Consider the following 13,542-nt stretch of genomic DNA (forward strand, 5'->3'; position numbering starts at 1 on the left):
GAGAAGGAGCAATTAAGAATATTGAAACCGGTACGATGTACCGGTTTTTTTGTTTTATATAATTCCAATTTTGAAAAATAGGCCGAATAGCCATGTAGCAAAGAGGATGTATACCGTCCAGGGTTTGCGTGTCCAGCCCAGCCCAATAACCAATATTGATGAAATTATTCGGGACCCAATCATAGAACTAGGTTCGTCAAATTCAAATAGGAAATGAGATAAGATGAAAAGCCCCATCAAGGTATGAAATTTGGGCATGTGCTGCCTGTAATATGATTCTGTATCTGTTTCATCATCCGGCGTAAAAACATACACTTCTAGCATAAAGAGAAAAGGAGGTAGCAGGTAAATCAGATATTTGAAGTAGGGGATGTTTTCCAATCCTTCTATCAAATCATGAAATACAAAAACATTGTAAAGGGCAATTTCTGTCAACATAATGGTAAACAGAGCATAGGGGATGAACAGCGTTTTGATGTAAAACAGGCGTTTCCATTTGTTCAAAAGCTCAGATAGGGCAATACCATAAAAAAGCAAAGGGAGAAATGTTAGATATTCAGTTGCACTCAAAATATGTAAAGTTGGGTTCTAAAATTCCGTCTAATATAAGTGATATTATGGGATGCAAATTAAGCCCCCTAGACGAAGTTTCTTTTCTTAATCAGTAAATTTAACTCTTACGAACTTACTATACTGTCTTGTCAAATTTAGCATGTTCAATCGTTTCAATTTAGAATTTGAGACGCACATGACGATTTAACTAGGGTTGAATGACTTAATTATCCATAAGTACACGATTTTGTGATTCTTGAGCCACCTCCTTTGATCCAAGTTTAAATATTTTGATTCGCTCATACAGGTCTTTCACAATGTCTAGTACTTCCTGGCTCTTGTTGGTATAGTTGGTCATTCCAGATGACAGCTCGTTGGCTGAGCTGGCAATTTGTTCAGTTCCAGCTGCTGTTTGCTCTGCAATTACGACTACATTTCGCATGACCTCAAGGATGTTAGACAGGTCCAGATCTTGAGATATGATTCTTTCTTCGATCTCTTGAGACAACATCAGTGTACTTTGATAGGACCTGGAAATATTATTGAATGCACTCAAAGATTGATGAGAGGCTTTTTCTCCCTCTTGAATTTTATGTCCCATTGAATTGACAAGGCCTGCTGTAGAACTAGTGGTGTTTTGAATGCCTGTAATCAACTCTTCAATGTTTTTGGCAGATTTACCTGAGTCTTCTGCAAGTTTTCGAATTTCCTCGGCTACCACAGAAAATCCCCTTCCAGCTTCTCCCGCCTGGGCTGCTTCTATGGCCGCATTCAATGCAAGTAGATTGGTCTGTGAGGCTATTTCTTTGATGATCTTAATGACAGAAGATATCTCTTTGGATCGAGTGGTAAGGTCTTCTATTGAATCAGTGGTTTCATTGGATAGTTCTATGATTTGTTTCATTGATTGATCAAGAAACTGAACGTCCTTAATACCATTTTCACTACTTTCTACTCCTTCTTCTGCATTCTGATTAATCAATATTGCCTTTTCTTTGATTCGTTCAGAAGTGCTTTTGATGTTTTCGAGCATGTTGGAGGCATCATCTATTCTGTTCTGTTGCTGGTTGGCACCATGACTGATTTCAGATATGGCATTGGCTATTTCAGCACTGCTTTGATTGATTTCCTTGGTGGAAAGCAGCATGTCATTAGAAGCACTCCCGATGAAATTGATTTTGTCAACACAAACCTGTAGTAAGGCGGATAAATCATCCATGCCTTTATTCAAATTAGCAGATAACTCCTCGATATCTCCTCTGGCTTTTTCAGTATATCTCTGTGTCAAATCCCCTTCTGACAACTTGGAAACAATGAAATTGATTTGGTTGAAAGGGTGAACTACTGCCTCGAATAATCGATTGATGGATTCGCCCAATTCTCTCCATTCACCTTCCTTGCCAGACATATCGATCCTAGCTCCAAAATTACCTGATTCAACCGCCTCCTTAATGACCATATTGGTGTCTAACACTACCTTTTGTAAATTGTCTTGCTGACTCATCAGCCTTGTATTTTGAAGGTTAATTTCTTCTGTGGCTTTTTTAACTTCTTGATTGAGCAGGTTTTCATTCTCTTTGAATTGTTTTTCTCTTCTATAATAGACATAGAGACCTACCATAAAAACTACCAAAACAGCTCCAATTCTAAACCAGAGTGTTTCATACCAGGCAGGTAAAATATGAAACGTCATAGCTGTTGCTTCTTCATTCCAAACGCCATCATTGTTGGAGGCCATTACCAAAAATGTATAGTCTCCTGGATCCAGGTTGGTGTAGGTGATGGGTTGTAGTTGTTCTATCTTGTTCCAGTCCTCCTCAAAGCCTTCCAATTTATACTTATATCTATTTTTATAAGAATGGGTCAGGCTTAACCCTATAAACTCAATGGCAAATACTGTCTGTGAGGGTTGAAGGGTGATTTCATCCAACTGACTGATATGTTGAGGAAGTGGGGAATGCTTTGTTCCTATTTTTACGTCCTTACCAGATAGCATAAAATTGGTGAAGATGATTCGGGGCGGGTTAGGATTGTATTTGATGGCGTCTTCTTGAAAATAGTTGAAGCCATTGGTTCCCCCTAAAAAGATCTGGCCATATGGATTGCGATAGGCTGCATTGCGATTAAAGCCATCTCCCTGCAGACCATCTGCAACATCAAAGTTTCTGATTGTGATCTCATCTTCATTTTTGGTCATATAGGAGGCTCCTTTGTTGGTCGTGATCCAATATCCCCCAGTATCATCTTGTATGATGTCCTTGATAGCTTCATTGGCAAATCCATCCTCTTTTCCAATGGATTGAAAGCCCTCCTCATCTGATATATATAGGTTCAAACCTGCCGAAGTTCCTACCCATATATTGCTATTTCTATCTTCAAAAACACAAAAGACCAAATCAGAACTGAGAGATTGAGAATCTTTTGCCTTACTGTTGTAGTGATTTATCTGGTAATTGCCTGAAGCATCTTTGCTAATCTTGTTTAGTCCTAATTCACTGCCCACCCAGATATTTCCTTTTGAATCAGTCGCCAGATTGGTGATATGAACGTTGGAAAGTGTCTGGTCATTTCCTTCCTCTCCTTTAATGTTGAGGAACTGTCCAGTGCGACGATCCAATCGACTGACTCCATATTCAAAGGAGGTTACCCAGATATACCCCTCCTGATCTTCTACAATATCAAATACATTATTGCTACCTATACTGTAGGGATCATTAGGGTCATGCATATATCTAATGAAGTCTTTAGATTCTGGACGGTATTGACAAAGACCGCCTGCCCAGGCACCCACCCATATGGTTCCTTCGCTATCCTGAAAAAGACTGAGTACAGAGTTGCTGGCAAGGCTGTTTTCATCATTGGGGTCGTTAAGAAAATATTCATTTCCGGCTTTGTCTTCATCCCAGATCATGATTCCACCTCCATCAGAGCCTACCCAGTGTTGCTTCTTGTCTATACTAATGAAGGAAGTTACCGAGTTGTTTAACAAGCCTCCATTTCCGCCACTTTTTTGGGTCATATGAGCAAATTTTCTTCGGTAGGGATCATAAAGGTTAATGCCCTGGTTGAATGTTCCGACCCATAACCTTCCTTGATTGTCCTCCATGATTTCCCAAATAGAATTGCTACTAACTGAATAGGGGTCATCATTATCTCGCAGGAATCTTTTGAATCGGTCCTGGTTCTCCATATAAAGATTCAAACCACCATTTTCTGTCCCAATCCATATCCGATCCTTACTGTCTTGATAGATACGTTTTACACGATTATTCCCCAAGGAAATGGGAGATTCTGTCGATAGATAATGTTTTCGATTGTATTTTGAACCTTTTGGAGATAGACGGAAAAGACCATTTCCACTTGTAGCTACCCAAATGCGTTTTTGATGATCCAGAAATAAATGATCGATATTCCGAATGTCAATGGGCTGATCGTTGATGTCAGTCAGTTTTGAGAATTCTTTCTGTTTGATGTTGTAAAGCATTAAAGCATCCCTGGAACCAATGAGCAAATTACCATCTGCGCTCAGGCACAAACTGACTATGGAATTGTTTGCCTCTGTAAAAGCAGGCATTTCTATTTTGCTGATTTTAGATCTCGTGCTATCCATGACGCATAGCCCTTTATTAGATCCTATCCACAACTGGTTATGGCCATCTTCGATAATTGACAAAAGGACATTGTCGTATAACCCATCTTCTGTTTTCCAACTTTCAAAACCATCGTTGTTCCTATTGTATTTGGCTAAACCACCACCATATGTTGCCACCCAGATATCATTATTGTGATCTGTTAAGATCTGGCTGATCCTATTGGCAGGAAGACTAGTACTGTCCTGCCGATCAGACTCATAAGTACGAAAGGATATGCCGTCATATTTGTTGAGGCCACTGAAGGTGCCAGCCCAAATAAAACCATTTTGATCCTGAACCAGACTGATGATTCGGTTGTGGGATAGCCCTTGGTTTAATTGATGAAATTCAAGTGAGTTATCTGAGGTAGACTGACTGTAGGAAGTAAAAGACAGCCAAATTAGGGCTACTAAAAGTAGCAGATGAATAGGTCGATTAATCATGCTTAGGTGGATGAGTAGTTAAATACTATTGTAAAAGTTAATCAATGAAGCAGTACAATTGAAAGGGATCGTACGATTAATTCATCAATACACTTGAAATAAATCAACAAGACTATTTCAAACCTTTGATAGTTGGACTCAATGGAAATAGCTGGTCAAATGTGGTATCTAATTGTGTATTCGAGTTGCACACACAAATAATTCGTGTGGCTGGAGTGGCAAATTCGTTGATGACCTGACGACAAAGTCCACAAGGGGTGGTTAAATCATCAGTGGGGGTAAAGACCACCAAAATATTGATTTTTAAATCAGGGCCTGCTTCGCTTACTGCTTTGCAAATGGCCGTTTGTTCCGCGCATATTCCTGCAGGGAAAGATAGGTTTTCGACATTGCATCCTGAGTAGATCTGTCCTTTATCATTGATTAAAGCAGCGCCTACTTTGAATTTGCTATAGGGAGAATAGGAGTTTTTTGAAGCCTCTTTGGCTCTTTCAATCAACTGTGATATGTCCTGGTTTATTTTCATGAGGAAAGACAAGATAAAGGATTTGATCGATTCGCCTCAAACAATTTTCGACAATCCTTTAGAATATGACAGTTTTAGCTCTGAGAATCAATTGGAAAATGATATTCTGCTAATGCTGGCGGACAATCTGTACACTATTGGCAAAACGTGCTAAATAGCAATTAACTAGATGACATAATGGTGATTGGGGAGCATGATTATTGAATAGATTTGTGAAAGAGGAAAACAATCTTAATCTATCTTTTTATGTCCATCAAAGTAGCTGTCCGACATTACACCAAGTATTCTTATGATCGTCACATTGAACTAAGCCCACAGGTGATTCGCCTGCGGCCTGCACCTCATTCCAGGACTTTTATCAAAGGCTATTCATTGAATATCAAGCCCGAAAACCATTTCATCAATTGGCAGCAGGATCCGTTTGGCAACTATTTGGCCCGAGTGGTATTCCCGGATAAGGTGGATCACTTCGAAGTGGATGTAGAGGTGATTGCAGATATGGTAGTCATCAACCCATTCGATTTCTTCATAGAGGAGTATGCGGAAAAATTCCCTTTCACCTATGAGGAAAACCTCAAGAGACAGCTTTTGCCCTATCTGGAGCTCACGGAAAATGACCCTTTGCTGATGGAAATGGTAGAGCAGGCTAAAACCAGGATAACCAAGGACATTAGCATCATTGACTGGCTGGTGGCGATTAATCAAATGATCAATGCCCATCTGAAATACAACATCCGAATGGAGCCTGGCGTGCAGTCCTGTAAAGAAACATTGGAGAAGTGCTCCGGATCTTGTCGTGATTTTGCCTGGCTGTTTGTGCAGGTGCTGCGGCATATGGGCATGGCGGCTCGTTTTGCGTCGGGTTATCTGATCCAGCTGAAAGCAGATGAAAAGTCTCTGGATGGGCCATCAGGCACTGAAGAAGATTTTACGGATCTGCATGCCTGGACTGAGGTCTATATCCCTGGTGCGGGTTGGATAGGTTTGGATGCTACCTCTGGTTTGTTTGCTGGTGAAGGGCACATCCCTTTGGCATGTACGCCTGATTCGCAGAGTGCTGCTCCGATATCCGGTTTTGCGGAACCGGCGAAAGTGACCTTTGATTTTGAGAATAAAGTAACGCGTATCCATGAAAAGCCACGGGTAACCAAGCCCTATTCTGATGAACAGTGGGAGCAGATAGTAGCGGTCGGAGATCAGGTAGATGCTGATCTGGAAGCCAATGATGTGAGATTGACGATGGGAGGAGAGCCTACCTTCGTGGCAATTGATAATCCGGATGCACCTGAGTGGAACTCTGATGCAGATGGTGAGCACAAGCGCAAATTGGCCAATGTGCTCTTTCATAAGATCAAGGATAAGTTCGGTACAGGAGCTTTGATACAATATGGTCAGGGCAAGTGGTATCCCGGTGAACCTCTACCCAGGTGGAAACTGGCGTGCTACTGGCGTCTTGATGGCCATCCTATCTGGCAAAACGACCAATTGATGGCTGATTTGTCCAAGGACTATGGATATGGAGACAAGGAGGCCAGGGATTTCACCTATGCACTGGCAGATGAACTGAATCTAGATCCCGGTAACATTCTTCCGGCATATGAAGATCCCTTTTATTTCATCTGGGAGGAAAGCAAAGTGCCTGTCAATGTAGATCCTTTGAAGAAGGACCTAAAGTCGTCACTGGAAAGACAGAAATTGGCTGAGCTGCTTAATGAAGGCCTGGACAAACCGGTGGGTTTTTCACTTCCCCTGAGTTGGGACGAATCAGACCAAAGCTGGCAAAGTTGTAAATGGTCCTTCCGAAGAAAGGATTTGTTTCTGGTACCTGGAAATTCGCCAGCAGGTCTTCGATTGCCATTGGACTCCATTCAGTACCTGGACGAGGACAAGGAAAAGCAGGATTTTGAGAAGGATCCATTTGCTGAAACGGAGGATCTGCCGCAGATTCATGAGACCCATTCTTTTCACGATCAGAAAGGGGCCTATAACAACACAGACGAAATCTTTAAGACCAGTTTTATGGTCGAAATAAGACAGGGCAAGCTCTTTGTGTTTTTCCCTCCATTGAAGCATCTGGAGCACTATCTGGATCTGGCTGGGGCGGTAGAACGTGTTGCAGAAAAGCTGGGGCTCTCCGTTTTAATCGAAGGTTATGATCCCCCTTCGGACAATAGAATTCAGAAGTTTAACATCACACCTGATCCAGGAGTGATTGAAGTGAATATACAGCCCTCTACCTCATGGAAGGAGTTGCTGTCCAACTACGATACGCTCTACGAAAGTGCAAGAGAATCGCGCCTAACGACAGAGAAATTCAATCTGGATGGAAGGCATACCGGTACAGGCGGGGGCAATCATGTGACGCTTGGTGGGATCAAACCTGCTGATAGCCCTTTGCTGCGCAGACCGGATGTCCTCAAGAGTTTTATCACCTACTGGCAGCATCACCCGTCCTTGTCTTATCTGTTTTCATCGCAGTTCATCGGGCCTACCAGTCAGGCACCGAGGGTAGACGAGGGGAGAGATGAGATGCTCTATGAGCTAGAGTTAGCATTTCAGCAAATCCCTAACCTGAAGGAGGATGAAGTGCCTTACTACCTGGTGGATCGCATTTTCAGAAATCTACTGGTGGATATTACGGGCAATACGCATAGAGCGGAGTTTTGTATCGACAAGCTTTATTCACCGGACAGCACGACGGGCAGGCTGGGGATTTTAGAATTTCGGGGCTTTGATATGCCACCACACTATCGTATGAGTATGGTGCAGATGCTTTTGATTCGTGCTCTACTCAGCTGGTTTTGGAAGCAGCCCTATGACCACAATCTGGTGCGCTGGGGCACTTCCCTACACGACAAATTCCTCTTGCCTCACTATTGCTACAAAGACCTGACGGAGGTGGTCAATGATCTCCAAAATGCTGGCTATGCCTTTGATATGGCCTGGTTCGATCCTTTCTTTAGTTTCAGGTTTCCTTTCCTTGGAGAACTGCAAGTGGATGATATTCATATAGAATTGAAAATGGCCATCGAGCCGTGGCATGTACTGGGAGAAGAGATATCTAACTCAGGGACAGCTCGTTTTGTAGATTCATCTCTGGAAAGGCTGCAAGTGAAGGTGACTGGATTGACTGACTCGAGGTATCATCTGCTGTGCAATGGTATCCGCATACCCATGAAGAACACAGGTGTACAGGGCGAATATGTCACGGGGATAAGATACCGTGCCTGGCAGCCACCTTCGGCCTTGCATCCGACGATAGGGGTAGATACGCCTTTGACCATCGACCTATATGATACCTGGACGAAGAAATCCGTAGCGGCATGTAAATACCACGTGGCGCATCCTGGTGGCAGAAACTATGATACTTTTCCAGTCAATAGCTACGAGGCTGAATCTCGCAGAATTTCTAGGTTCTTTGACTTTGGTCATTCGATCAATTTGGTGGAACCGACCGTGGTGGCTAAGCAGACTGTAGGGCGATTTGTAACCAAGGTGAACATCATGACGAACTACACTTCGACGGGTGAAGTATTTAATCCAGATTTTCCTCACACAATGGACTTAAGAAGATATAAAGCCAAACAATAAGCTGTATTTTAGCGACAATTAAATAGCTTGATGACTGATGATTAAGTCTTATTTGCGTGATAGAGAGGAGAACCATTCTAAGTTTTTAGATGAATTGGTTAATAGGGATGGGACGATTACGCCCCAGTGGGAGAAATTGGCCCAGTATTATGAACGTGTGGGGCCACAGAAATTGGAGACCAGTCATGAAGAAGTGAGTCGTCAGCTTCGTGAAAACGGGGTGACTTACAATATCTATGGTGATCCTGATGGGATGAATCGTCCCTGGAATTTGGATCCGGTACCCATGGTATTTGGTAGTGAGGACTGGTCTGTGATCGAAAGAGGTCTGGAACAGCGCGCTGAGCTGCTCAACTACATTCTGAAAGATATCTATGGAGGGAGAAAGTTGATCAAAGAAGGCTTGATCCCCTTCGAGTTGATCTACAACCACAAAGGCTTCCTTCGACAAATGGACAAAGTGCATTTCGAAGGGGAGCAGCAGTTGATCCAATATTCTGCAGATTTGGCGAGAGGACCCAATGGCAAAATGTGGGTACTGCATGACCGTACCGATGCACCCTCTGGTGCGGGCTATACTTTCGAAAACCGGGCAGCCATGACTCGGGTATTCCCCGATGTTTTGCGCGAAAATGAAGTCCGGAAGATTACTTCCTACTATCAGACTTTGAAAAACTCGATGGTACACCTATCGTCGAGAAGCCGGGACAACCCGCGGATCGTGTTACTATCCCCGGGACCTACCAATGAGACTTATTTTGAGCATGCGTACATTTCCTCATTTATGGGCTTTACGCTCGCTATCGGAGAGGATCTGACAGTGAGTGATGGTCATGTATGGCTGAAAACCATCAAGGGGCTCGAAAAGGTAGATGTGATCATCCGACGGGTAGATGATGTCTATTGCGACCCGCTAGAGTTTATGAACGAGTCCCATTTGGGTGTGGTAGGGCTGATGGAGGCCGTACGGCAGAAGAATGTCCTGGTCATTAATCCATTAGGGGTGAGGATATTAGAAAATCCGGGACTCATGGCCTTTCTTCCTAAGATATGTCGTCATGTGTTCAACGAAGAATTGATCCTGAACTCTGTAGCCACGTGGTGGTGTGGGCATGAAAGAGAAAAGCAATATGTGATCGATCATTTTGATGATTTGATCATAAGAAGTATATATAGAAACGGAGTAAATAAGTCGGTATATGGGGGCAACCTGAGCTCGGAAGAAAAGAGTCAGTTGATCGCCAAGATCAATTCCAATCCTTATCTCTATGTAGGGCAGGAGCGTGTCGACTTCTCAACCACACCTGCATGGGTAGACAATAAATTCGTAGCTAGAAACGCCGTATTCAGAAGCTACATCGTGGCAGATGTAGAGAATAACAAATACGCTGTAATGCCGGGCGGTCTGTCTCGTAGTTCGCCTGAGCAAGGAGTGTTTATGGTATCTAACCAGACAGGTGGGATCAGCAAAGACACCTGGGTGCTGGGTAAGGGCAATGAAGTGATCAATAGAGATCAGCCTGCTATCATGAAGCCCCAGGCGCAACTTTCCAGTATTTTGCCAAGTAGGACAGGGGAGCATCTCTTCTGGCTGGGTAGGTACATGGAGCGGTCTGCCTATACGGTGCGACTGATGCGTATGACCCTGCTGACTTACAATGAGGCCGATGAGGATATCCATGTGACCGAGGATCCTGTGCTATCTACCCTGCTCAAAAGCTTGTCGCATCTGACAGGAACCCTGCCAGGGTTTACTGATAAAAAAGTATTGAAGAATCCAGAGAAGGAGCTGATGTCCCTGACACTGGATGTGTCTCGACTGGGGACTCTGGCACATTCTATTCAGTCGTTCATCTCCAATGGTTTTGCCGTAAGGGATAGATTGAGTCTGGATACCTGGAGGATTCTGGACAGTGTCTCCGAGGAACTGAATCAAATGCGCATTTCGGATGCGACGCTGACGGATGTCTATCACGGGTTGGATCAGATGGTCATCAAGATGATGGCCTTCTATGGGCTCAATATCGATAACATGACCCGCGAATCGACCTGGCATCTCTTGAATATCGGTCGATTCATCGAATCTGCCACCAATACCTGTCTGGTGCTGAAAAGCATGCTCTGCAAGAGTTTTGATGCGGAGACTAACAAGTCACTGCTGGAGGATACCCTCAGATGCAATGAGAGTCTGGTGACCTATCGCTACCGATATAGATCCAATCTGGAATTAAGTGCGGTGCTGACCCTGCTGTTGGTGAATGAATCCAATCCCAGATCGCTGATCTATCAGGTGCTGAAGATCGACGAGCATCTGCAAAATATGTCCGCCCAGGAATTTGGTCAATCCCGAGAATTGGGAACTGAGAGAAAGAAACTACTCGCCGCGATTACACAAATCCGTCTTTGCGAGGTGGATATGCTTTGTATGCTGGATGTCAAAACCCATAAGCATTATTTGCTGGAGGCCTTTTTGGACGACATCATCAAAGTATTAGGGGAGACCTCTATTATCGTAAATGAAAACTATTTCAATCATACCAACAACCGCTACAGTATGATTCAATCTGTTTCACTGCCGGAGATATGAAATATATAGTCACACATATCACCCACTACATTTATCAAAATGCTGCTTCGCTCTGTCATAACATCATGATACAGACACCGAAGAATCTGGCATTTCAACAGGTAGAGGAGCACGAGCAGATCATCATACCTACTCCGAATTATCTCGATAGACAACAGGACTTTTTTGAGAATGAAAGGGTGCATTTCTCCATAGAACGATCACATGCCAAGCTAAGCGTGACGGCCAAAAGTACGGTCAATCTGTGGTCGCCGGCCTGGATGTCTTTGAATCCGAGTCAGACACAGCCATGGGAAGAAGTGCGGGATTGGTTGCGAAGCACACAGGCACTCAACGATATTCGTCAGTACTATCTGCAATCCAAGCATGTAGAATTTTTCGAGGGCTTGCAGGAATATACTTTGCTTTCCTTTACCCCCGGCAGGCCGATCATGGAGGCCATGCTGGATTTGAATGACCGCATCTATCGGGACTTCAGCTTTACGCCGGGCTTTACAGATATCAGTACCCCCGTGTCCGTGGTGTTTGCCACCCGGAAAGGGGTTTGTCAGGACTATGCTCATTTTTCGCTGGCCTGTCTGCGATCTATTGGCTTGGCGGCCCGCTATGTCAGCGGATACATCGAGACTTTGCCCCCTCCGGGCAAGCCTAAGATGGTAGGGGCCGATGCCTCTCATGCCTGGATCGCCCTTTACATCCCCGGACACGATTGGGTGGAGTTTGACGCTACTAACAATCTCCTGGTAGACGACAAACATATCCGTGTAGCAGTAGGACGGGATTTTGCAGACGTAACCCCTCTCAAGGGCATCATCTACAGTGTAGGCAAGCAAAAGATGAAGGTGAGTGTGGATGTACGCAGACCAGAGGAATTGTAGGGAGGGCTTACCTGTTTATTGATTTAAGCTCTCAAGCCGAGCAGGCTCTTCATTTTTGGCTTGACCCAAAAACGAAGCAAAAAGGTCAAGCGGTTCCCCGCCGGGACTGCAAATCAAATTACTAAATTTCAGTTCGTTACATTGAAAAATCATAAACTCACTGCGCTCAAACAGTATGATTTTTTTAACCATTTCGCTCCCTGAAATTCTTAACGCATTTGATTTAAGGCCAAATGAAACACCCAAAAACCAGATTATTTACTGATTTAGGTGGGCTTAATAGTCATGCCTGATCTTAAAATCCTTTTAGAAAACGTTCTAGCAGAGGTTTAATCTTCAAAACAATTATCAGATAAGCCCTAAGGCTCTGTGATCATTGACTTATTAGCTCTGTATTCTCTACCCTTATCACTATGATGATTATGGATCGCTCGATCCATAGTATGTGGATCAGTCGATCCATTGATCGTGGATCGTACGATCCATGGTGCGTGTAGTTAGTACTCATAGAAGCATTGCCTTGCAATGTACTAGTGCATAGAGCCATTGCTCTAGGTTAGATGCAGCGTTTGTTCCAATTTGCCGCGCCTTAGTTTTTTTGATCTTCGGGGATAGTGACGCACCTCGATCGTGTATTTCTTTCCTTTTAGTCTTTCTGGAATCATGAAGATGAGCTCTTTAGGTTTGATTCGTATGTATTGCTCTACTCGGATCGTGTTTTTCTTTTCATCCATGAGGAAAACTCCCTCTTCCTTGTCATCTGGATCTATTTTCAACCTATTCCCTTTGATCTGTGCTACGCCTCCTGCTGTGAGGATCTGATTGACCACCATGGACTCCATGTCCTTGAAATCCATGGGAGTAGGAGCTGGGGCTTCATGGGTGGTCTTTTGTGTTTTGATACGTTTGGTTAATTCGTGAAAGGGTTTGGTGGCCTGTACATTGAGCCGGATTTGATGCCTCGAAGCATCGAAAGCGTCAGTTTCAGAATCGAACCGACCGGTGATGGAGGATTTGATATGAAAGAGTGGTGTGGACACGCTGTCTCCAGATAAGATGCTTCTCTCGATCGCACTGTGGTATTCTTCCAGTACAGCCAGTGCTTCTGCTTTGGTGACGGTACTGCCAGATTCGATCATTTCATCGATCAGGTCTTCGATGTTTTTCGTTCGTTGGTCTTTGACCTTGGCGTGATAACTATTGTCCTTGTTTAGGTAATTAGGCAGTAGGAAATACTTGATTGGCATGGTAATAAAGGTTGATCAATAGAAGCTAATATAGGGAATCTTGAAAGAAAGCAACTTCCTTACTGCACGGCGTTTTGCATCCTCGC

8 protein-coding genes are annotated in these 13,542 nt (G+C 43.7%); 3 read left to right on the plus strand and 5 right to left on the minus strand.

Annotation, left to right across the window (positions count from 1 at the left end; translation table 11 throughout):
- Positions 1-54: 54 nt before the first annotated feature.
- The 3 genes from N7U62_RS04575 to cdd form a co-directional block, all read right to left on the minus strand.
- Complete coding sequence (locus tag N7U62_RS04575; protein ID WP_264136705.1) at positions 55-570, minus strand: hypothetical protein; 516 nt, start codon at positions 568-570, stop codon at positions 55-57.
- A gap of 205 nt (positions 571-775) precedes the next feature.
- Positions 776-4,627: a two-component regulator propeller domain-containing protein gene (locus N7U62_RS04580; protein ID WP_264136706.1), complete on the minus strand. Its 3,852-nt coding sequence runs from the start codon at positions 4,625-4,627 to the stop codon at positions 776-778.
- Positions 4,628-4,739: 112 nt separating this feature from the next.
- Positions 4,740-5,153, minus strand: coding sequence for a cytidine deaminase (cdd, locus tag N7U62_RS04585; RefSeq protein ID WP_264136707.1), 414 nt, complete (start codon positions 5,151-5,153; stop codon positions 4,740-4,742).
- Positions 5,154-5,399: 246 nt separating this feature from the next.
- On the opposite strand from cdd, the gene N7U62_RS04590 reads away from it, so the two are divergent.
- Genes N7U62_RS04590 through N7U62_RS04600 form a run of 3 tightly spaced genes read left to right on the plus strand, consistent with a single transcriptional unit; the run spans position 5,400 to position 12,209 of the window.
- Complete coding sequence (locus tag N7U62_RS04590) at positions 5,400-8,744, plus strand: transglutaminase family protein (RefSeq protein ID WP_264136708.1); 3,345 nt, start codon at positions 5,400-5,402, stop codon at positions 8,742-8,744.
- Positions 8,745-8,781: 37 nt separating this feature from the next.
- Positions 8,782-11,331, plus strand: coding sequence for a circularly permuted type 2 ATP-grasp protein (locus N7U62_RS04595; RefSeq protein ID WP_264136709.1), 2,550 nt, complete (start codon positions 8,782-8,784; stop codon positions 11,329-11,331).
- Positions 11,328-12,209 carry a transglutaminase family protein gene (locus tag N7U62_RS04600; RefSeq protein ID WP_264136710.1) on the plus strand — a complete coding sequence of 294 codons (882 nt, stop codon included), beginning with the start codon at positions 11,328-11,330 and terminating at the stop codon, positions 12,207-12,209. The genes N7U62_RS04595 and N7U62_RS04600 overlap by 4 nt, the downstream gene beginning before the upstream one ends.
- Positions 12,210-12,224: 15 nt before the next feature.
- On the opposite strand, the gene N7U62_RS04605 is transcribed toward N7U62_RS04600, so the two are convergent.
- On the minus strand, positions 12,225-12,455 hold the full coding sequence (locus tag N7U62_RS04605; RefSeq protein WP_264136711.1) for a hypothetical protein: 231 nt from the start codon (positions 12,453-12,455) through the stop codon (positions 12,225-12,227).
- A 305-nt stretch (positions 12,456-12,760) separates the two neighbouring features.
- Positions 12,761-13,456, minus strand: coding sequence for a DNA-binding domain-containing protein (locus tag N7U62_RS04610; RefSeq protein WP_264136712.1), 696 nt, complete (start codon positions 13,454-13,456; stop codon positions 12,761-12,763).
- Positions 13,457-13,542 lie beyond the last annotated feature (86 nt).

The organism is Reichenbachiella ulvae (assembly GCF_025833875.1).
In the GTDB taxonomy this organism is placed as follows: domain Bacteria; phylum Bacteroidota; class Bacteroidia; order Cytophagales; family Cyclobacteriaceae; genus Reichenbachiella; species Reichenbachiella ulvae.

Excerpts from the sequence above, each read along its gene's own strand:
- N7U62_RS04580 (WP_264136706.1), bottom strand. The coding sequence starts at position 4,627 with ATGATTAATCGACCTATTCATCTGCTACTTTTAGTAGCCCTAATTTGG.
- cdd (WP_264136707.1), bottom strand. The coding sequence starts at position 5,153 with ATGAAAATAAACCAGGACATATCACAGTTGATTGAAAGAGCCAAAGAG.
- N7U62_RS04590 (WP_264136708.1), top strand. The coding sequence starts at position 5,400 with ATGTCCATCAAAGTAGCTGTCCGACATTACACCAAGTATTCTTATGAT.
- N7U62_RS04595 (WP_264136709.1), top strand. The coding sequence starts at position 8,782 with ATGATTAAGTCTTATTTGCGTGATAGAGAGGAGAACCATTCTAAGTTT.
- N7U62_RS04600 (WP_264136710.1), top strand. The coding sequence starts at position 11,328 with ATGAAATATATAGTCACACATATCACCCACTACATTTATCAAAATGCT.
- N7U62_RS04610 (WP_264136712.1), bottom strand. The coding sequence starts at position 13,456 with ATGCCAATCAAGTATTTCCTACTGCCTAATTACCTAAACAAGGACAAT.